The sequence below is a fragment of the Pseudomonas sp. 1176_21 genome (assembly GCF_052850635.1).
In genome coordinates this window covers 1017717-1038145 of the sequence record NZ_VXCV01000001.1, presented here as the reverse complement: position 1 = coordinate 1038145, position 20429 = coordinate 1017717, and the positions used below count along the sequence as shown (strand labels likewise).

Here is a 20429-nt window from a genome sequence, read left to right as displayed (position 1 = left end):
CTATCTGTCTACAGTCCGCTTCTGGCCGATTGCGGCCGTTAACCACCGGCAGCCTTGGGTCCGTTAGCGACGGCCGAGACCGTGTTTGCCCAGTAATCTCGAATCGCACTCGCCGCAGCTTTTTCTCCAGCATCACCGTGGCTGCTGATGACCCTCTATGAAGGACGGGCAGTTGTTTGTTCTTCTGCACTTTCAACTGCTGAACAGCCCGACAACCCCTCCAACTGCACATACTCAATGCGGTGCCGTCCGTTGTTTTTAGCCGCATAGAGCTGCTGGTCCACGGCTTTGATGAAGTCTGTAGGCCTGTCCCGCTCGCCTGGCACCACCGAGCCCGCGCCTACGCTGACAGTCAGGCGGTGGTCATGTGGCGATAGCGCATGCACGATGGACTGCTTGTGGATCAACCGCTGGCAGCGCTCAGCCACTTTACGCGCCACCTCGGCATCGGCTTCGGGCAGCAGCACGATAAATTCTTCGCCGCCATAGCGAGCCACAAGGTCGCGTGGGCCATCCAACGCCAAACTCAGGGTCTGGGCAATCGCTATCAAACATTTGTCGCCTTGAATATGGCCGTACAAATCGTTGTACTGCTTGAAAAAATCGACGTCCAGCAACAGCAGCGACAATGGTCGGCGCTCGCGGCGCGCACGTTCCCACTCCAACTCGAAACAGTTGTCGAAGCGACGACGGTTGGCGATATTCGTCAGGCCGTCCTTGAACGAGAGCACCTCCAGTTCCTTCTGCAAACTGAGCAACTGGTCTTCGGTCTTCTTGCGTTCGCTGATGTCGAACATGAAGCCGATCAGCGCTTCGACTTCGCCCCTGTCATTGCGCACCACGTGCACAACGTCGCGGATCCACACATAGCCGTTGTCCTTGGTCAGCGCTCGGTAGTCCGCCTCGTGGTCCACGCCAGCCTTGGATTGCGTCACGCAGAAGTTCACCACATGCTCGCGATCTTCTGCATGCATGCGCATGGCCCAGTCTTCCACGCTCACCCAACTTTCAGGGCTCCAGCCCAGCAACGCCTCGATCTGAGGGCCGATGTAGGTGAACTTCATCGAGGCCCAGTCAATCTTCCAGGGAATCGCCTTGGTCGACTCCAGAAGGGTTCTGTACACCTCACTGTCATTGACAAGCTCGCTTGCATCGGACATACACGATAGCCCTCGGAACCCTATGGATAAGCCACTTTAGCAGCCCTGGCAGGGCAAGTACTGCGTACCGAGCCATGGGTCGGTACATGGCGACATGGAAGAGGTTGCGGGCACGCTGAAAGCCCTTCGTATTCTGCTACTCATCTGTTTTGGTCGTCAGATCACCGGCCACTTCCTTGGCCAGCGCCATAAACGCCCGGGCAGCCGCGGATTGATAGACATTCTTGCGCTGCATCAAGACCGCTGTACGCTCTAGCCGATGCGGCCCCAACTCGACAGACACCAACTCTGGGTGCTCCTGCGCTAGGGCGGCGGGCAGCAAGGTCGACAGCGTGGTTCTGCGCACTACCTCAATCAACGCACCAATTACATTGGCCTCCATCACCACGCGCGGGCGAATGCCGTGCTGGTTGCAATAGCGGTCGATCTGTTCGCGGGTGGCGAACGCTTTGCTGAGCAGAATCAGCGACTGCGCATTCAGCGTCTCCAGGCCGACAGCCCGCGCCCCGGCCAGCGGATGTCGGCTACCAACGACCAGGGCAAGCGTTTCAACCAGTAGCGGATAGGCTTCGATGTCTGGCGCATGCACCTCATCAAACGCAATCCCCACATCCAGTTCGTCCCTCAGCAGCAGGTTCTCCATCTGCTCCTGGGCCAGTTCATGCACGTTCAGCGTGATGTTCGGGTAACGGCTGTGAAAGGCTTCCACCAACGGCCCGACCAGGTAGGTCGTGAAGGTTGGCGTCACCGCTATGCGCAGCGTTCCTCGACTGAGATCGCCCACATCATGGATCGCCCGCTTGCCTTCGCGCAGCTCTTGCGCCGCCCGCAATGCATAACGCAGGTACACCTGCCCGGCATCGGTCAGGCGTGTTTTGCGCCCTGAGCGATCGAACAACTGCGCCCCGAGGCTTTCCTCCAACTGGCGCACTTGCTGCGACAGCGCGGGCTGCGAAACATGCAGTGCCGCCGCGGCACTGGTAAAGCCCTGATGTTCGGCGACCGCAAGAAAATACTGAATATGACGCGCCAGCATGCCTGTACCTATAAGTTTATCTGATGCAGATAATCATATATGAGACTTTTACCTTATTGCACGGCCTCCGTAACCTTTGCCTCATCGCATCGCGAACCAACGGAGTCAACCATGCAAGACATCATCGACGGTTTCCTTAAATTCCAGCGCAATGCCTTTCCTGAACGTGCCGGCCTGTTCAAAGACCTGGCCAACCAGCAGAGCCCGCGGGCGCTGTTCATCTCCTGCTCCGACAGCCGGCTGGTGCCGGAGCTGGTCACACAGCGTGAGCCGGGCGACCTGTTCGTCATCCGCAATGCGGGCAACATCGTGCCGTCCTACGGCCCTGAGCCAGGCGGTGTGTCCGCCTCGGTGGAGTACGCGGTCGCAGCCTTGAAAGTCAGCGACATCGTGATCTGTGGGCATTCCGACTGCGGCGCCATGACCGCCATCGCCACCTGCAAATGCCTGGACAACATGCCCGCCGTGGCCGGCTGGTTGCGCTACGCCGATTCCGGTCGGGTGGTCAACGAGGCCCGCCAGCATGTCGACCAGCATGCCAAGGTCGCCTCGATGGTGCGCGAAAACGTCATCGCGCAGTTGGCCAATATTCAGACACACCCCTCGGTACGCCTCGCGCTGGAAGAAAAGCGCGTGACGTTGCATGGCTGGGTCTACGACATCGAAAGCGGCTGCATCCAGGCCTTCGACAGCCGCACCGGCAAGTTCGTGTCGCTGGCCGAAAGCCCTACCGTTTGCGTTGCTACCCACTAACCCTCGTTTCTACCCACGGAGATATCCCCATGATCCAATCACAAATCAGCCAAGACACTCGCCTTGCCCTGACCGACGTCATCCTGTTGGCCAAGGCCCGCAAAGACCTGTCGTTCGCTCAGATTGCAGAAGGCACCGGCCTGCACGAAGCTTTTGTCACCGCCGCCTTGCTTGGTCAGCACCCGCTGCCGGCCAACGCAGCCCAGGTGGTTGCCGACACCCTGGGCCTCGACGCCGATGCCGTGCTCCTGCTGCAAAGCATTCCGCTGCGCGGCAGCATCGGCAACGGCATTCCTACCGACCCGACCATCTACCGCTTCTACGAAATGATTCAGGTCTACGGCACCACGCTCAAGGCGCTGGTTCACGAGAAGTTCGGCGACGGCATCATCAGCGCCATCAACTTCAAACTGGACGTCAAGAAGGTCGATGACCCAGACGGCGGCTCCCGCGCGGTGATCACCCTGGATGGCAAGTACCTGCCGACCAAACCGTTCTGATCACCCCACCCATGGGCCCGGCGCTGCATGGCTGCCGGGCTCCATGTTCTTGAAAATGTGGAGGAGGGCCTCTGAACATGAAGGCGTTACCTGTACTGATAGCGGGCTTTTTCTGTGCTGCGGCGATGGCCGACGAACCGATACCGGTTGAGCAATATAGCTACGCCCAGCACCTGGACATCGCCCGCGTCATTTCCATCAGCGAAGTCGCGCACGTCTGCGCCGTGGTACCTGTGCTCATGACGTATGAAGACTCCAAGGGCCAGAAACACATTCTTGAATACCGAGTGATGGGTAACGGCTGTTCCAACGGTTGAACTGCCCATGGTTCGTTTTTTACCGATGCGCCTTGGGGCAGCATCATAGAGGGCCAACGTCATGGATCTGATCTTTCGCAATGTGCGCATCGACGATACAAAACCGCTGATGGACGTAGCGGTGCACCACGGCAAGATTGTCGAGATCGCGCCGACAATTTCAGTGCAGGCCGTGCAGGAAATCCAGGGCCACGGCCACGTGCTGATCCCGGGCTTTGTCGAAGGGCACCTGCACCTGGAAAAAGCCAACATCATGCACCGCAAGGCCAATCGCTCCGGCACGTTGAAGGAGGCGATAGCGGTTACCGCCGAGCTCAAACCCACGTTGACTCGCGACGACATTCTCGCGCGCTCCACTCAAGCACTACGTGCGTTGGTGCAGTCCGGCACTACCCACGTACGCGCCCACGCCGAATTCGACCCGGTGCAAGGCTTCACCGGCTTTGATGTGGTGCTGGAACTGCGCGACAAGCTGCGCGACGCCATCGACATCCAGGTGGTGGCCTTCCCGCAGGAGGGAATACTGAAACTGCCGGGCATGCAGGCAATGATGGTTGAGGCCATGGAGAAGGGCGCAGATGTAGTGGGCGGCATTCCCTACAACGACGACTCGGCCCATGACCACATCGACTATGTATTCAACCTGGCCAGGCGCTACGGCAAGGACATCGACTTCCATCAGGACTTCGCCGACAACGCCGAACACATGACCATTGAGTACCTGGCGCGCAAGACCATCGAGCAAGGCTATCAAGGGCGCGTATGCGTCGGTCACCTGACCAGCCTGGGTGCCGTGGCGCCGCACAAACAGCGGGAGATCATTGCCTTGATTCGCGAGGCTGGCATCAGCGTCATGTGCCTGCCCGCCACCGACTTGCACCTCGGTGCGCGCGGCGACAGCCATGACGTGCGCCGTACCCTGACGCCGGTGCGGGCCCTGCGTGATGGCGGCGTGAATGTGTGCCTTGCCACCAACAATATTCGCAACGCATTCACCCCGTTTGGCACCGGCGACTTGCTCAACATCGCGCAATTGGCGATTCCGGCCTGTCACCTGGGCGGGGCGGATGACCAGGCCACGGTACTGTCGATGCTCACTACCCATCCGGCGAAAGCGCTGGGGTTGAAGGATTATGGGTTGATGCCGGGTGCGCCTGCTGACGTGGTGTTGCTGGAGACGCATTCGGTGGGTGACGTGATTCTCGACCTGCCCACACGGTTGATGGTGCTCAAGCGCGGGAAGATCGTGGCGACGTCGGCCTGTCAGCGTTCGGTGGCTTTCTGATCCAGTTCGATGCAAGCGACTGGTCGTGGGGAGCTGTTACTTCGCTCGCCCACCACCTGGTTCACCCAGCGCGAGCTGCCTGGCCGTTCAACATGAAAATCGTGGTGAGCATAGGGTCCATCCAAGCGGCCGTTACAGCCGCTTGAAATCGTCCTGCCGACCACTGCTCACGGCTAGTTCTCGTAGCGCAGCGTGACGGCAAAGTTGCGGGGTTCGCCGTAATAGTTTCCGGTGTCCTGGCTGAAAATCGCGGTGTAGTACTTCTCGTCGAAAACGTTGTTGAGGTTCAACTGAACGCTCAGGTTCTGGTCGATCCGGAAGTTGGCATTCAAGTCCACAAGGTTGTAGGCACTCTGCGAAATACTGTTCAGGTACAGCTTGCTCTGATGGTACACGCTGGTCCCGACTCGCCATTGGTCCAGGCTACCTGGCAACTGGTAGGTGGTGGCGGCCTTGAACAGTCGCTGTGGCGAGTTCTCTGTGCCATAGGTGTCACCCCTCCTGCTACCCGCCACGTATTCTGGATGGCTGTAGGTGTAGCCCATGGAGGCATTCCACCCGGGCATCAACTCGCCCGAGACCTCGGCATCGAACCCGCGGTTTCGTACTTTGGCGCCCTCGGTGTAGCACCGCGAATCGCGCGTGGGCCCACACACGCGCCCAGCCTCGGGCACGACCTGCGCAAGGCCTGTCTGATCCACCTGGAACAGCGCCAGGGAGGTATTGAGCCTGCCATCGAACAGTTCGTTTTTTACGCCCACTTCGTAGTTGCTGCCCGTTGTGGGTTCGAGCAGTTTGTTGTCGACGCTGTAGTTGCTCTGCATCTTGTAGATCTCGGTATAGCTGGCATACACCGAGGTAGTGTCATTGACGTCGTAGACGATGCCGCCGTAGGGGATGATCTTGCGGTTTTCCCTGAAGCGGTCCGTCTCCCACGGGCCCTGGGTGTCGTAGTCGACCCAACTCAAGCGGCTGCCCAGGATCACGTGCAGATCATCGAATGGGTTCAGGCGAGTGGCTGCATAGATCCCCTTGTCCTTGCGCACATGTCGACTGGGCGTCAGGCTGCCGACTATCTGCGGTTTCGGGAATGTGGAGGTATCGAAGTCCAGAATGTCGACGATAGGGTTCACGCTGGACGAGCCTGTGACGTATTGCAGCCTGTCACGCCGCAAGTTGGTACCGATCACCACCTCATGCTTGCGCCCCAGCAGGTTGAACGCACCGTTGAGCGCCGCGTCGAGATTGATCTGTTCATCATCGTAGCGGGCGCTGTTCGGCCAGTACTGCATCGTCGAGTCGGTGTCCTTGGTGTGGTACCCAACCTGAGCGAGAAAATCCGAATTGGACCAAATCAGGTTGGTGGCGACGGTGAGGTTCCAGTCCTCATTGAAGCTGTGCTTGATATCGGCAAAGACGTTGCGGTTGATCTTGTCCAGGTACGCCCACTTTCCAGCGAACGACTTCGACCGCGAGAAGTTGTATGAGCTGCCATCCAGGTGGGTAGGCAAACCGCCCCAATCGTAGCCGCCACTGTTGTCCTGCTGGAAGGACGCCCCCACTGCAACCGTGGTCGAGTCATTCAGGTCGACTTCGCCGATGGCGTAGAACAGTTGGTTGTCCTTGTCAGCGTAGTCCTGATAGCTGTTTCGACTGTTGTACATCAGGACCGTACGGCCACGCACGGTGCCCTCTGCGTTCAAGGGGCCGCCAACGTCGAGTTGCGTGCGGTAGTTGTCCCACGAGCCAGCACCGATCTCTGCCTTGAGCCGGTATTCACGCGTCGGTCGCTTGCGAACCATGTTGATGGCCGCTGACGGATTACCTGCCCCTTGCATCAGGCCGTTTGCGCCTCGGACAATCTCCACCCGGTCATACATGGCCATGTTGTTCACCGACATGACGTCCATCGAGAAGCTTTCCGTGACGCTGCTCGGCAGGCCGTCGAATTGCAGGTCGTCGACCTGGAACCCTCGCGAGTAGTAAAGCGGACGCTCAGTGCCGAACCCCTTGACCGTGCTGATGCCCGTGGCTGCCCTTGCAACGTCTTCCAGGGACTGCATGTTCTGGTCGTCCATCTGCTGACGCGTGACGACGCTGATCGACTGCGGCGTTTCGCGCAGCGAGAGATTCATCCGCGTCGCTGTGGTGGTGTTACCTGTGGTGTACGACCCCGAATCCTCGGTGATGGCGCCCAGCCCCGAGCCTGTCACGTTGGTCGCGTCCAGTTGCAATGAACCCGACGGTGCAGCCGGCAGCAGCACATAGCTGTTGTCCCCACCTGCAACCGCCTGCAACCCGGACCCGCTCAGCAACACGGCAAAGCCCTGGTCGATGCTGTAGCGGCCATTGATGCCCCGGCTCTGCTTGCCTTCGGTCAGCCCGTTGTCGAACGACAGCACCACGCCTGCTTCGGTGGCAAAGCTGTTCAGCACAGTGGCCAGCGCCCCGGCTTCAATGGCAAATTCCTGCTGATGCAGCGTACGGGCTGTTACCTGGCCTTCAGCAGCGTGGCCAAGTGCTGGAGTGGCCATCAACAACGATGCGCCAAGTAGGGCAAGGCATAGCGCGCTTGGGGTGTTCAACGTGGCGGTGCAGAAGCCTGGAAGGGGATGCTGCATGCTTACTCCTGATGCGGTTGTTGGCATTTTGTGAGGTGTCTGCAAAAGGAGTCGCGTAGCCAAGAGGAAAGTGACAACGCGTTTCGAAATTTTTTCCTGGCCTGATTTTCACGGCCAGAAGTCGATTGCTCTCAGGCCATCATTTCACTATATTGCGATTAATTCTTATTCACTGTTTGGCCTGGATATGCCGTCTGGCAACCTTATCGCGACCCTCTACAACGACCATCAACCCTGGCTCATCAGTTGGCTGCGCAAGCGCACCGGGTGTTCGCAGGCGGCGGCAGACTTCGCCCAGGACACCTTTGTTCGCGTGCTGCTCGCCGAGCGCCGTGAGCCCCGGGCGGCCATGCTCAATGAACCTCGGCATTTTCTGGTAACCATCGCCAAGCGGGTAATGATCGACAGTTTTCGCCGTCAGTCGGTGGAGCGTGCCTATCTGGAAGTGCTCGCCGCGCAGCCCGAGTCGTTCGAGATTTCTGCCGAAGAACAGCTTTCGTTGCTCCAGACACTTCTGGAGCTGGATCGCATGCTTGACGGCCTGGGCGTGAAGGCCAAAACGGCGTTCCTGTTGTCGCAAGTGCAAGGGCTGACCTACCCTCAAATCGCCGAGCACCTGCAGGTGTCCGCCAGCTCGGTAACCAAGTACATGGCCCGGGCCACCGAACGCTGCCTCCTGTACCTGGTGGACAATCCGTGGTGACCACCGACGCCCAGCGCCAAGCACTTCGCCATGCGGCGCAGTGGTTCGCGCAGCTGTGCGCGAACCCTGAAGACGCGGCGCTGCGCGCGCAGTGGCAACGCTGGCACTGCCGGAGGGCGGAGCATGAATGGGCATGGCAGCAGTTGACCGAATTGCAGGCGCGCCTGGGCGGCATGCCGCAGCAGTTGGCCTGGAACGTCATGGAAAAGTCCACGCTGCGCGAAAGCGGCCCGAATCGCCGCACGCTACTCAAGGGGCTGTTGCTGGGCGCCGGCGCCAGTTCATTGGCATGGCAGGGATATGACGTTGCGCCCAGATGGATGGCCGACCTCAGAACGCGCACCGGAGAACAGCGCCAAGCGGCTCTTGCCGACGGCACCCTGCTGGTGTTGGATACCGATACCGCGCTGGATGTACTGTTCAATGCCAGCACGCGCTTGCTGGTGCTTCGGGCGGGGGAGGTCCATGTAACCACCGGCAAGGACTCACGTCCGTTGCTGGTGCGCAGTGCACAGGGTGATCTGCGCGCATTGGGCACTCGCTTCGCCGTGCGCCAACTCGACGGGCTGACACGCCTCAGCGTCTACCAGCATGCCGTTGCGGTCCGTCCTGAGCAGGCTGAAGGCGAGGTCGTGATCGAGCAAGGGCAATCGGTGACATTTGATCGTCAGCGACTCTTTGCCACGCAGCCGTTGAAAAAAGGCGAAGAGGCCTGGGCTCAGGGGCGGCTGGTAGTGGAGGGCTGGAGGCTGGATACACTCATCAACGAGTTGCAGCGCTATTGCCCCGGCTATCTGGGCTGCGCCTCGGAGGTCAGCCACTTGCGGGTGTCGGGCTCGTATTCGCTTGGCAACATCGAGCTGACATTGAACACTATCGCCCGTTCGTTACCCATCCGAATCCAGCAGATTACCCGTTACTGGACGCGCATCCTGCCGGTTTGATGATTTACGACTTTCGAAGGCCGGTGGCTCAGACATCGGCTCGCACGGTCCGCTTTTGGCACCACTGCCGCTCGGCCGGCAACTCACCCACCGAGCGGCAACCCGTTTCACACGCCAGCTTCGCCTATTTCAACGGAACGTAGATATCCGTCTGCCATTGATCCTGCGGTGTTTCGGGAAACACGCTCAGGTAATGGAAGAACAACGGGTGATCCCGAAGCTCTTCGTTACTGGAGGGTAGCCAGTCGCGGTAAAGCGGGTAGATGGATTCTCCGATGTAGTCAGGCGACCCCGTATGGCGAATCACGGCGCAACGCCCTGCCGGGATGACCCGTTCATGCACGCCGAATTCGTTGGGCAGCACGGCCTCGTCTATCTCGCCGCAAATCGCGAACCTGAAGGCCTCTGCGGGCGTGGTATCGGGATTGTCATAGGGGATGCCAAACGAGCGGCTCACGGCCACTGGCGACTGACCGCTCTGCATGCGCCACTGACGAAAACGACTGACGCTTTGACTGACGAGGCCGGGCGCCCCGCAATGTTCAAGCGCCGCCACGCGGGTTTCGGCGAACGTCACGATACGGATCTGCATGGTGATACTCCTGGAAAAGTGAGGGACAACGAAGACCGCATTCCAGACCTGCCAGCTCGGTGCCTTGGCGAACGCACTCGGCGCCATGCCAAAGGCGCGCCTGAACGCCCTTGAAAAGGCCTCGGGGCTTTCGAAGCCAGCACCCAGTGCTGTCTCCAGCACGGACTGACCCGGTGAACCGACCAGTTGATGCGCAGCGCGCCGAAGCCTCATCAACTGCACATACTGTGCAACCGGCACGCCTACATACGCCGTGAATTGCCGGTGAAAATGAAACACCGAGAAGTTGGCGACGCGGCTCAGTGCACTCACCGAGAGATCGCCCTCGAGGCAGGTATCGATATAGGCGAGTACGGCGTCGAACCGTTTTGCGTAGGCATGGCTGTTGCTTGAGTCGGTCACCGAACAAAACCTCCTGAAGATGCGGTGAGCAATAGCATCCGCCTTTGCCCCCTCGTCGTGCCTAGCCGGGTTTGCTCTGATAGGGGTTGCTGCCCCTATGCAAGCCGAGCCAGTTCCCGCGCCACCATCGCCGCCTGCTGCGCACTGGCAACATTGGTAAACCCCATTACCAGCCCGTGCCTGGGCGCACCTGCCAGGTACCACTGCGATAGCGGCTCCACCGCCAGCCCGGCGGCCCGTGCGCGCTTGGCCAGTTTTACATCGTCCACGCCGGGCAAACCGGCTACCAGGTGCATGCCGCCTGCCTGGGTATCGATCAGCAAACGCTCGCCCAACTGCTGCTGCAATGCCTCGATCAGCCATTGCCGGCGCCGGGCGTACAGATTGCGCATCTTGTTCAGGTGCCGCGCAAAGTGGCCTTCGTTGATAAACGCCGCCACGGTGGCCTGCAGCAGGTGAGGGCAGTGGTTGTGCAGCCGGTCGGCCTGGCGGGCGAAGGCCTCGCATTGCTGCGCCGGCACCACCAGGTAGGCCAGACGCAATCCGGGGAACAGCACCTTGCTGAAGGTGCCGGTGTAGAGCACGCGGCCCTGCTGGTCGAGGCTCTTGAGGGCGGGCAGGGGCTTGCCGCGATAACGGTATTCGCTGTCGTAGTCGTCCTCGATGATCCAGCTGCCTTGCCGGTTGGCCCACGCCAGCAGCGCCAGCCGGCGCGGCAGCGACAGCGACACGCCCAGCGGGCTCTGGTGGGTGGGGGTGACCACGGCAAAGCGCGCATCCACCGCGCGGGCGATGCCCTGTTCCACATCCAGGCCCTGGTCGTCCACGCTGACGGGCACCAGCTGCGCGCCGGCTTCCTGCAGGGCGTTGCGGGCCATGAAGTAGCCGGGTTCCTCCAGCCAGCAGCGGTCGCCCGGCTGCATCAGCGTATGGCAAATCAGGTCGAGGCAGGCGCGATAGCCGGCGCACACGAACACCTGCTCGGGGCGGCAGGTGATGCCCCGCGAGATGCCCAGGTAAGTGGCAATCGCCGCCCGTAGCGGTGCGTGGCCGCGTGGGTCCGGGTACACCAGGCTTTCCAGGCCGCCTTGACGCAGTTGCCGGCCGGCCAGCCGCGTCCACAGCTTGCGCGGGAAGGCGTCCAGGGCCGGCAGGCCCATCTGCAAGGGCAGTGGCAGCTCGCCGGAATGGGTGGTCGGGTAGGTGCTGGCGGATACGCCAGGGCCTAGCTGGGGTGGGGCAACCGGGGTCAGTTGCGGGGTGACCACCGTGCCGGCGGCGCCGCGCGCCATCAGGTAGCCTTCGCCGATCAACAACTGGTAGGCCGCCTCCACGGTGCCCCGCGCCAGGTTCAGCTCGGCGGCCAGGGCGCGAACGGCCGGCACGCGATCACCTGGGAGCAGGCGGCCGTCGGCGATGGATTGGCGAAAGCGCTGGTAGAGCTGGCGATAGATCGGCGCCTGCTGGCTGCGGTCCAGTTCGAAGGAAAGCATCTTGGCCTAGTCGTTTATTCATTTTTCGGCCCTGTAGCTTAAGCCATTGCTTGCTTAAAGTGGGCGCTCTTGAAAAGCGGACGACGACCATGGCCTACACCCTTCAACACCTCGAAAGCCACGCAGCCTTTGAAGCCAGCTTTGAACTGATGCGTGTACTGCGCCCGCACCTCAACGACCTGGCCGACTATGTGGCGCAGCTACAGCGTCAGTCGGCGCAGGGCTACCGCTTGTTGGCGGCGTGGGAGGGTGAGCAGGTGGTGGGCCTGGCGGGCTACCGCCCGCTGGAAAACCTGTTGTACGGGCGCTTCATCTATGTCGATGACCTGGTGGTAAGCCCCGACCTGCAACGCGGCGGCCTGGGCGCGCAGTTGCTGAGCGCCGTGCGTGACGAGGCGCTGCAGCGCGGTTGCGATCACTTCGTGCTGGATACCGGCCTGCACATGCCGCTGGCCCAGCGCTTCTATTTTCGCCAGGGGTTGCTTGCCCGTGGCATGCACTTTACCCAAAGCCTTAAGCCGGGGAGCCCGCAATGAACAACGTACTGCTGCTCAACGCCAGCCCGCAGGGGGCGGTGTCCCATGCCAATCAACTGGCGCTGGAGCTGGTGGCCACCTTGCGCCGGCGCCACCCCGGGCTGCAACTGATCGAGCGTGATCTGGGCGCGAGCCCGCTGCCCCCGCTCGATACCGATTACGCCCGCGCCCTGACCACCCGCACGCCATTCGACGCACCCACTTTCGCGGTGTCCGAGGCGTTGATCCAGGAACTGGAGCGCAGCGATGTGCTGCTGATTGCAACGCCCATGCACAACTTCATGCTGCCGGCCGCGCTCAAGCTGTGGATCGACTACGTGCTGCGCATTCACCGCACCTTCAGTGCCGGCCCGCAGGGCAAGGTCGGTTTGCTGCGCGACCGCCCGGTGTACGTGCTGGTGGGCTCCGGTGGCATTCACCAGGGCGAGGCGGCGCGCCAACCGGACTTTCTCACGCCGTACCTGCGCCATGTACTCAACACCCTCGGGCTGTTCGACCTGCACTTCACCTACCTGCAGGGCCTGGTAGGCGGCGAGCAGGCGGTGCTTAGCGCAATCGACGCCGGCCGCGCGCGCCTGGCGCTGGAGCCCTTGTTCAACCCACAGGTTTGCGCCTGATCCCTTTCACTTCACTGGAGTTTCACCATGAGCCAACTCAGACTGCCGTTCGCTTCCCTGTCGCCTGAGGCCTACCAAGGCCTGCTCGCCACCAACAACGCACTGGCCGCCAGTTCCCTGGGCCTGCCATTGATCGAACTGGTGTACCTGCGCATTTCGCAGATCAACGGCTGCGCCTTCTGCCTGGGCAAGCATTCGCAAACCCTGCGTGACAGCGAGGTGGCGCAAGCCAAGCTCGATTGCCTGGCCGGCTGGCGCATCAGTGGGCTGTTCAACGAGCGCGAGCGCGCCGCACTGGCCTGGGCCGAGACGCTGACCCATGTCAGCGAAAAGGGCGCACCCGATGCGTTGTACGAGCCCTTGAAAGCCCATTTTTCCGACGTCGAGATTTCCGACCTGACCTTGGCCGTGGCGTTGATGAATGCGTTCAACCGGCTGGCCATCGGCATGAACCTCTGAGCGCGTTCTACTGTTGTGGGTGCTAGCGCCGGCACGGCATCATGGCGGTTCATCAATCAGGACAACGCCATGGTCACCCCGACGCTTCATCTGATGTGCGGCAAGATCGCCTCCGGCAAGTCGACACTGGCCAAGGCCCTGGCAACCGAACACGCGGCGATCTTGCTGAGCGAGGATCACTGGCTCTCCAGGCTGTACCCGCAGCAGATCCACTCGGTGGCCGACTACGTGCGCCTTGCCCGCCAGGTGCGGGCGGTGATGGGGCCGCTGGTTACCGACATGCTCAGGGCGGGCACCAGCGTGGTGCTGGACTTTCCGGCCAACACGCCTGCCGATCGCCAATGGCTGCGCGCCCTGGCCGACGCCGCACAGGTGCCGCACTGCGTTCACTACATCGAGGCAAGCGATGAGACTTGCCGGGCCAGGCTGCACCTTCGCAACGGCCGCGCCGAGCATGAGTTCGCCGCGACCGACGCCGAGTTCGATCTGATCACCAGCCACTTTCGGGTGCCCGACCCCGAGGAGGGGGTCGAGATCAGCGTTCACCGGCTCTGACCCTCGGCGCGCACAACTCAGTAGAGTTCGATCAACTGCCGGTCGATCGTGGCGCCCGGCATCATCTGCAAAAGCCCGGCGCCCAGTTCGTCAGCCGCAGCTTGCAGTGCCTCCAGGGGCATTGCAGGCAGGCTTTCGAGGATGAACCACATCTGTTCTGCATCGGCGTCCAGGCGCGTTCGGGTTCCCTGACGCCAGTTCCAGCGCCGACACGTCACACCCAGGTCGTCGCGCCAGATCACTTCACCCTTGTCGGGCGATTCGTTGGCGGCGCTGCCGTCCTTGATGGTGTCGAACAGCTCCGTACCGGTGGCAACGGTCAAACGCGGCACACCTATGTAGGCAGCGAAATTCTCGCCGCCGACCGGCACGGCGAACCTGAGGCTGATGGCGTTGTACAGGTCGACAATGGGGTCGATGCTCGGCAGCACGGCGTCGCGCAGCACGCGCTTGCGCAGTGCCTCGGCCGAGCACGGCGTGCGCTGCGGCTTGGCGCCGAACAGCCGGAAGGTGTGTGCCCATGCCGCAAGGTGCGCCTCTGCCCAGTCCGGGGCGCCGGCTGTGACCGCCTCACAGGCCTGCGTCAGGGCGTTGGTCGCCACCTCGGGCCGGGTGATCGGCGTGGCTTTGACGCAGATGCTCATGGCACGGAACCCCGGTGCTATCTCTGCAATCTGCGGGTCAAGAACAGGCACGACAAACGACATGTATTTCTCCAGAAGGCAGGGGGAGCAGAACAGGTGCGCATTCTTGAACGGTGAGCCTTATCAGATCCAATGATTAGGCCTCATGCCTTATCAGTTCTTCTTATCCTGCGGATGGGGTGGTGCACGCACCTGTGTATTGCACACGCTCGGCGGCTTGTATGATGTCGGCCGGTTTTGGGCTTTGCAGCAAGCCCTGTTCAACGGAGTGGCAGTTGCAATGATTGTGGTAGTCGAAGGTATCAGCGCCAGTGGCAAGACCACCTGGTGCACAAGTCACGCCGAGCAACAGTTGATTGCCGAAAACGGGCGTTTTGAGAACGAGCCCGATCGCGCGGCAGATCCGCTCGGGGCGGCTGCGTTCTGGGCCGAACGCAACGTCGATCGCTGGCAGGCGGCGCTGGCCATGGAGCAGCGCCATTCGCGGGCCGTATGCGACAGCGACCCGCTCAAGCTGCATTACATCTGGAGCCTTTGGCAGATCGGCGAGGCCAGTGAGCGCGACTGGCAGGTGGAACTGGACGCCACCCGGCAGACCTTCGCGCAAGGGCGCATCGGCTTTGCCGACGCCTACCTGGTTGCGCGCATCGACCCGCAGCTGGCACGGGAGCGGGCCCGGGCCGACAGCACGCGTCGGCGCAGCAGGTTCGAGCTGCACGTGCGCCTGCAGAAAGCAGTGCTGAACTGGTACGGCGCCATCGAGCAGGTACTGCCCGGCAGGGTGCAATTCGGTTTGCCCGCGCAGTTGCCCACGTTGCAGCGCCTGGAAGGGCGCTATGCGCTGGAGGCCTTTGACCAGATGATCGCCTCGCTACCCAGGCCACGGCATGTTTGACGACTATCTCAAGCGCTGGCAACTGACTGTCGATGGCGAGCCGTTCGACTCGCTGAACGGCACCCTGCTGCCGGTGCGCCAGCAGGGCAGGCCAGCCATGCTGAAGATTTCGCACGTTGCCGAAGAACAGGCGGGCAGCCTGCTCATGGCGTGGTGGCAGGGCGAGGGGGCAGCGCCGGTACTGGCTCACGACGGCCAAGCCCTTCTTATGGTGCGCGCGCAAGGTACGGATGCACTGACGCAGATGGTCAAGGACGGGCACGACGAGCAGGCCACGCGCATTCTTTGCGCGGTTGCCGCCCGCCTGCACGCACCGCGCGCCACGCCCATGCCCGCCCTGGTGCCACTGGAGCAGTGGTTCGAGGGGTTGTGGCACGGGGCCGACAGGCACGGCGGTCTTCTGCAGCACTGCGCCAGCACCGCCCGCGAACTGCTGGCTGCGCCGCGCGATGTGGGGGTACTGCATGGCGACATCCACCACGGCAACGTGCTCGATTTCGGCGCAGCCGGCTGGCTCTCCATCGACCCCAAGGGGCTGTATGGCGAGCGGGGCTTCGATTACGCGAACATTTTCTGCAATCCCGATGGTGAGCAGGCGCTGGTACCGGGGCGCTTCGCGCACCGGGTCGAGATCGTCGCCAAGGCCAGCGGCATGGAACCTCGTCGGTTGTTGCAGTGGGTGCTTGCGTGGACGGGCCTGTCGGTCAGCTGGCTGCTCGAAGACCATCAACCGCCGGGCAGCACCCTTGAGGTGGCGAAACTGGCCGCAGCGGGGCTTGGTTATATGGAGTGACTGCGCTCCATATGGATCGATTGATGGAGCGCTGTCGCTCCGTTCGCGGTTGATATGGCACATTGCCATGGATAGTCTTGCCGTCATCGCCACACGCAAGAGGCCCCCATGAACAGTCCTGTCTCCGTACCACCGAAAAGTTTGGGAGCGCACTTCAGTGACAACCTCAGCGCGGTACTTGCCATCGGTGGCAAGCAGCGCGAGGACGGCCGGCCAGGCCCTGTCACTGCCGCCTGTATTCAACGCGAAACCGGCATCGCTCGCAGCACGCTGAGGGCATTGAAGTCACCCCGCGAACAGCTCGACCCCAACCCGGACCTGCACACGCTCAGCCGCATTGCCGATGCACTGGGAGTACCCCCTGCGTTCCTGCTGATGCGCCCGCAAGACTGGCTGGCGCTGGGGCAGGCGGTGGGTGGCAGCCGCGATTACCTGGCGGCAGCAGTCAAGCTGCAGAGCGAAGGCAAGCTCGAGCAGGGCAACCCGGTCGAGAAGGTGCTGCGCGAATGCAAGGTGCATCCCGACGTGCGTCCCATCGGCGTGGGTGCGTCGCCCGAAGTCAGCCGTGTCAATGCCCGTGACGAATGGCGCCGGCGCAGTTGCCTGAAACTGGACGCACTGATGCTGCGCCAGGTGCGCTCCGACCAGCCCCGGGCCTGGCTGACAGCCATTGCGGGGGCCTTCGTCAGCCGCAGCACCCCGCATGCCCCGACCATCATCGACTGACCCCTGGTCATCAAAGGAGCCCCCCATGTCAATGATTCAAGATGCCGACCTGGCAGACGTAATGATGAGCGCGAGCAGCGACGATATCGGGCTGCTCATCGATGTGATCACCGACAGCGGCAAGGGACGCATCTCGTTGTCGTCCTCGGTCTGCCGCCAGTTGAGCGCTGCTAAGGAGCGTGAGATCACCGACCTTGATCGCGGCCTGGTGGTCGAGGAACTCACGCGCTTTGGCGGCAACTCGCTGATGAACGTGTTTCGCGGTGGCAGCGGCGTGCCCTACAAGGAACTGCTCACCGACGTGGCTTCTCACGTCGGGGTTGCCAAGAGCGGCCTCGGAGACTGCGCCAGTATGGAGATGGCGATCATCGCCAAGGTGGTCGAGCAGTCGGTGGGGCGCATGAGCGAAGACGACAAGAAGACCTTCTTCGAATCGGTCGGGGCGGGTTACCGGCCGGGCATGGGGCCCACTGCACTGGCAAGCTTGATCGCCAGCCTCAGCGCCTCCGGGCTGACCTCCTACCGCCTGGCCGCGGTAGTGGCCAGCGCGACCATGAGCAGCCTGGTGGGACGTGGCGTGATGCTGGCAGGTAGTGCGGGCCTGGGCAGGGGGCTGGCCGTGCTCGCAGGCCCGGTCGGCTGGGCCATCACGGGTCTGTGGACCGCGTTCGACCTGGCCAGCCCGGCCTACCGGGTAACTGTGCCCTGCGTTATCCAGATCGGCCATATGCGCCAGAAAATGCTGGTTGCCAAGATGTGCCCCGCCTGCGGTACAGCGGTTGAGGCATCGAGCCGGTTCTGCGGCCACTGCGGCGTACGCCTGGGTGAAAGGGGGCTGGCATGAACACCACGATCTCGCCGCTCGAATTTCTGCTGACCAATGCCATCTGCGTTGCTGCCGGTGCCGTTACCGTACTGGCATTGCAATGGGCGGGCAGGGCGGCCTACCGCAGCGGGCAGCGCAATGCGCAAGACCCCGTGTAACCCTGGCCTGTCGATTACAAGGAACGATCATGTATAGGAATGAACACGCGGCCCGGGTGGTCGCCCTGACCCAGAAGACCGCATCGATCAACCTGGATATCCAGAAGTTGACCCTCGACATGCAGTGGTACGACGCATTCGACTGCGAGCACGCCAGCGCTCAACTGGCCCAGCGCAACCGCATCACCCTGGATATCAAGCAACGGCTCAATCAGCTCAGCGCCACCCTGCAGAGCACCAGCCAGAGCAAGCAGACCTGCCAGGGCGTGGCCGGTGGCTGGCTGTCGGGCCTGTGGCGCTCCACCGAGCAGAAGGTGGCGCAGCACCAGGCCAGTGAACTGGACAAGCGCCTTGCGATGCTTGAGCTGTCGCGCAAGGAGGCCCAGGCCGAGCTGGCCAGCCATGAGCCCGAAGAGCGCCGGCTGGCGGCGAACTTGCGCCGGTATCGCCAGTTCAATCCGCTGGAAGCAACGGCCACCATCGCCGGCTTGAACGAGGAACTGGCGCACCTGCACCAGTTGATCGAGCATACCCGCAGTGCCAGCGAAAAATGGGAAGCCATGGCCGGCGACGTGTCGCGCCAATGGGAACGCCAGCAGCGCCAACTGCAGCAGATCGACAACGACATCGCCAAGGCGCAAGGGTTTGAGTGGGCGCTCTCGAATGCGTCGAGCGGCAGGGAAAAAGCGCTCATACATCAAGAGTGCGAGAGCTTCTTCGAAAACAGCAAGCCGGGCATGGTACTGAGCGGGTTGAATGCCAAGCGGCGCAAGCTCGAGCGGGATATCGAGAAAATCCAGGAACGCCTGCGCGACATCACACGGCTGATGGAAAACCACATCGAAACGCTCATCCTCGATGGCAACAACCTGTGCTACCTGCCTTCGGAGAACGGCAAGGGCACCTTCATCGGGCTTGGTGCACTGATTGCCTTGGTGCCGGTCCTGTGCCAGGGGTACAAGGTGACGGTGATGTTCGACCCGGGCATCTATGCACGGGTGTCGAGCAACCATGCCGGGCTTCAGGCGCTGTTCCCCGGGGCCAAGGTGGTGGTGATGCCCCGCGATGTGAAAGCGGACGAGGCCCTGCTGGCCGCTGCCGAGTTCGACCAGGCCGCCTACATCGTCAGCAATGACCGGTTCGCCGACTACGCGGAAAAATCCGCGGTCAAGGAGCGACGCGTGTTGACCCACCTGATTCACCCGCATTCGGTACAGATCCAGCAGTTGCAGGTCAACGTGCCTTACTGACCTGGCTGGGCTCAGGCGGTAGCTCAACCACAGGCGTGCAGGTGGGCTGCTGCTGGCCGACGATCGTGCGCGGTGCATCAGCCAGATCGCGTTCGCAGGTTTTGCTGGCGCTGCGCGCCAGTTCGCGGGCAAGGCCCGCTCCTACGCCCTCCGGGCAGAAGCCCCAGCGCTGTAGGAGCCAGCATTGCTGGCGAACGAGCGCGAAGCGGTCGCAGAACCTGCGTGTGCGGTGCATCAGCCAGATCGCGTTCGCAGGTTTTGCTGGCGCTGCGCGCCAGTTCGCGGGGCAAGGCCCGCTCCTACGCCCTTCGGGCAGAAGCCCCAGCGCTGTAGGAGCCAGCATTGCTGGCGAACGAGCGCGAAGCGGTCGCAGAACCTGCGTGTGCGATGCATCAGCCAGATCGCGTTCGCAGGTTTTGCTGGCGCTGCGCGCCAGTTCGCGGGCAAGGCCCGCTCCTACGCCCTTCGGGCAGAAGCCCCAGCGCTGTAGGAGCCAGCATTGCTGGCGAACGAGCGCGAAGCGGTCGCAGAACCTGCGTGCACGGTGCATCAGCCAGACCACCCGCAACTCCTGCGCCTAACCCTCGGCAGCCCCTTCCAGAATCCTCGGCCCCGGTCCATCCTGCCCCAGCGCATCCCCCGGGTTGCGCAACGGGCAATCATCCAGCGACAGGCAGCCACAACCGATGCAGTTGTCCAGGCTATCCCTCAATGCCTCCAGCGTCCGGATGCGCGCATTCAGGTTCTCGCGCCAGGCCGATGACATCTCACCCCACTGCGCCGCCGTCAATTTGCTGTTGGGCGGGTAGCGGCTCATCGCGTGCTTGATCTCTTCCAGCGGAATCCCGGTGCGCTGCGCCACCTTGATGATCGCGATGCTGCGCAGCACCAACGCCGGAAATCGCCGCTGGTTGCCGGCATTGCGCGTGCTGGCGATCAACCCCTTGGACTCGTAGAAGTGCAAGGTGGAAATCGGCACGCCACTGCGTCTGGCCACCTCGCCGATGGTGAGCGAGCGCGCACCATCCATCGTCTTTTCTGCCGCCACGTGTGTTGACCTCAAGTTAAGTTGAGGTTTTATAGTCCGGCCCGATCTTTCCTGCAACCGCTTTGCCGTGCCGATGCCAGCCGTCGGCACGGGATGCGCTGTGCAGCGAACACACC

23 protein-coding genes are annotated in these 20429 nt (G+C 62.2%); 16 read left to right on the top strand and 7 right to left on the bottom strand.

What is annotated here, in order from left to right; all coding sequences use genetic code 11:
• Nucleotides 1-155: 155 nt before the first annotated feature.
• Both FW760_RS04935 and cynR read right to left on the bottom strand, forming a co-directional pair.
• Nucleotides 156-1160 carry a sensor domain-containing diguanylate cyclase gene (locus tag FW760_RS04935; RefSeq protein WP_116054325.1) on the bottom strand — a complete coding sequence of 335 codons (1005 nt, stop codon included), beginning with the start codon at nt 1158-1160 and terminating at the stop codon, nt 156-158.
• A gap of 136 nt (nt 1161-1296) precedes the next feature.
• Entirely contained in the window at nt 1297-2196 is a 900-nt protein-coding gene (cynR, locus tag FW760_RS04930; protein WP_116054324.1) for a transcriptional regulator CynR, read from the bottom strand.
• Between the two features lie 111 nt (nt 2197-2307).
• Between cynR and FW760_RS04925 the strand changes: the two genes are divergently transcribed.
• The 4 genes from FW760_RS04925 (at nt 2308) to FW760_RS04910 (ending at nt 5051) form a co-directional block, all read left to right on the top strand.
• A complete protein-coding gene (locus FW760_RS04925) occupies nt 2308-2949 on the top strand; it encodes a carbonic anhydrase (RefSeq protein ID WP_043861411.1) in 642 nt (213 codons plus the stop codon).
• Nucleotides 2950-2978: 29 nt separating this feature from the next.
• Complete coding sequence (gene cynS / locus FW760_RS04920) at nt 2979-3449, top strand: cyanase (RefSeq protein WP_043861410.1); 471 nt, start codon at nt 2979-2981, stop codon at nt 3447-3449.
• 77 nt (nt 3450-3526) lie between these two features.
• Nucleotides 3527-3766 carry a DUF2790 domain-containing protein gene (locus tag FW760_RS04915; RefSeq protein ID WP_116054323.1) on the top strand — a complete coding sequence of 80 codons (240 nt, stop codon included), beginning with the start codon at nt 3527-3529 and terminating at the stop codon, nt 3764-3766.
• A 61-nt stretch (nt 3767-3827) separates the two neighbouring features.
• On the top strand, nt 3828-5051 hold the full coding sequence (locus tag FW760_RS04910) for an amidohydrolase family protein (protein ID WP_116054321.1): 1224 nt from the start codon (nt 3828-3830) through the stop codon (nt 5049-5051).
• A gap of 173 nt (nt 5052-5224) precedes the next feature.
• Here FW760_RS04910 and FW760_RS04905 read toward each other — a convergent pair whose 3' ends face one another.
• Complete coding sequence (locus FW760_RS04905) at nt 5225-7672, bottom strand: TonB-dependent siderophore receptor (protein WP_446443664.1); 2448 nt, start codon at nt 7670-7672, stop codon at nt 5225-5227.
• A gap of 187 nt (nt 7673-7859) precedes the next feature.
• On the opposite strand from FW760_RS04905, the gene FW760_RS04900 reads away from it, so the two are divergent.
• Nucleotides 7860-8375 carry a sigma-70 family RNA polymerase sigma factor gene (locus FW760_RS04900; protein WP_043861406.1) on the top strand — a complete coding sequence of 172 codons (516 nt, stop codon included), beginning with the start codon at nt 7860-7862 and terminating at the stop codon, nt 8373-8375.
• Nucleotides 8372-9319 (top strand): FecR domain-containing protein, encoded by a 948-nt coding sequence (locus FW760_RS04895; protein WP_116055385.1) that lies wholly within the window; start codon nt 8372-8374, stop codon nt 9317-9319. Before FW760_RS04900 ends, FW760_RS04895 begins: the two co-directional genes overlap by 4 nt.
• Before the next feature lie 124 nt (nt 9320-9443).
• Here FW760_RS04895 and FW760_RS04890 read toward each other — a convergent pair whose 3' ends face one another.
• Entirely contained in the window at nt 9444-10313 is an 870-nt protein-coding gene (locus FW760_RS04890; protein ID WP_088514997.1) for an AraC family transcriptional regulator, read from the bottom strand.
• A gap of 95 nt (nt 10314-10408) precedes the next feature.
• Entirely contained in the window at nt 10409-11806 is a 1398-nt protein-coding gene (pdxR, locus tag FW760_RS04885; RefSeq protein WP_116054316.1) for a MocR-like pyridoxine biosynthesis transcription factor PdxR, read from the bottom strand.
• An 89-nt stretch (nt 11807-11895) separates the two neighbouring features.
• Between pdxR and FW760_RS04880 the strand changes: the two genes are divergently transcribed.
• The 4 genes from FW760_RS04880 (at nt 11896) to FW760_RS04865 (ending at nt 13973) form a co-directional block, all read left to right on the top strand.
• Nucleotides 11896-12342 carry a GNAT family N-acetyltransferase gene (locus FW760_RS04880; RefSeq protein WP_043861403.1) on the top strand — a complete coding sequence of 149 codons (447 nt, stop codon included), beginning with the start codon at nt 11896-11898 and terminating at the stop codon, nt 12340-12342.
• Entirely contained in the window at nt 12339-12959 is a 621-nt protein-coding gene (locus tag FW760_RS04875) for an NAD(P)H-dependent oxidoreductase (protein WP_116054314.1), read from the top strand. Before FW760_RS04880 ends, FW760_RS04875 begins: the two co-directional genes overlap by 4 nt.
• A 27-nt stretch (nt 12960-12986) precedes the next feature.
• A complete protein-coding gene (locus FW760_RS04870; protein ID WP_043861401.1) occupies nt 12987-13418 on the top strand; it encodes a carboxymuconolactone decarboxylase family protein in 432 nt (143 codons plus the stop codon).
• A 69-nt stretch (nt 13419-13487) separates the two neighbouring features.
• Nucleotides 13488-13973, top strand: coding sequence for an AAA family ATPase (locus FW760_RS04865; RefSeq protein WP_078480319.1), 486 nt, complete (start codon nt 13488-13490; stop codon nt 13971-13973).
• A 17-nt stretch (nt 13974-13990) separates the two neighbouring features.
• Here FW760_RS04865 and FW760_RS04860 read toward each other — a convergent pair whose 3' ends face one another.
• Nucleotides 13991-14680, bottom strand: a complete 690-nt coding sequence (locus FW760_RS04860) for a B3/B4 domain-containing protein (protein WP_116054311.1) — start codon at nt 14678-14680, stop codon at nt 13991-13993.
• 217 nt (nt 14681-14897) lie between these two features.
• Between FW760_RS04860 and FW760_RS04855 the strand changes: the two genes are divergently transcribed.
• The 6 genes from FW760_RS04855 (at nt 14898) to FW760_RS04830 (ending at nt 19265) form a co-directional block, all read left to right on the top strand.
• On the top strand, nt 14898-15512 hold the full coding sequence (locus tag FW760_RS04855; protein ID WP_116054309.1) for a hypothetical protein: 615 nt from the start codon (nt 14898-14900) through the stop codon (nt 15510-15512).
• Nucleotides 15505-16305 carry an aminoglycoside phosphotransferase family protein gene (locus FW760_RS04850; protein WP_116054306.1) on the top strand — a complete coding sequence of 267 codons (801 nt, stop codon included), beginning with the start codon at nt 15505-15507 and terminating at the stop codon, nt 16303-16305. Before FW760_RS04855 ends, FW760_RS04850 begins: the two co-directional genes overlap by 8 nt.
• Before the next feature lie 108 nt (nt 16306-16413).
• Nucleotides 16414-17031, top strand: coding sequence for a helix-turn-helix domain-containing protein (locus FW760_RS04845; protein WP_043861396.1), 618 nt, complete (start codon nt 16414-16416; stop codon nt 17029-17031).
• A gap of 25 nt (nt 17032-17056) precedes the next feature.
• Nucleotides 17057-17875, top strand: a complete 819-nt coding sequence (locus tag FW760_RS04840; protein WP_043861395.1) for a zinc-ribbon domain-containing protein — start codon at nt 17057-17059, stop codon at nt 17873-17875.
• Entirely contained in the window at nt 17872-18015 is a 144-nt protein-coding gene (locus FW760_RS04835) for a hypothetical protein (RefSeq protein ID WP_167400193.1), read from the top strand. The genes FW760_RS04840 and FW760_RS04835 overlap by 4 nt, the downstream gene beginning before the upstream one ends.
• A 29-nt stretch (nt 18016-18044) precedes the next feature.
• Nucleotides 18045-19265 carry a hypothetical protein gene (locus tag FW760_RS04830; RefSeq protein WP_147303876.1) on the top strand — a complete coding sequence of 407 codons (1221 nt, stop codon included), beginning with the start codon at nt 18045-18047 and terminating at the stop codon, nt 19263-19265.
• Nucleotides 19266-19842: 577 nt separating this feature from the next.
• Here FW760_RS04830 and soxR read toward each other — a convergent pair.
• Nucleotides 19843-20295 carry a redox-sensitive transcriptional activator SoxR gene (gene soxR / locus FW760_RS04825; RefSeq protein ID WP_054914623.1) on the bottom strand — a complete coding sequence of 151 codons (453 nt, stop codon included), beginning with the start codon at nt 20293-20295 and terminating at the stop codon, nt 19843-19845.
• Between the last annotated feature and the right edge of the window lie 134 nt (nt 20296-20429).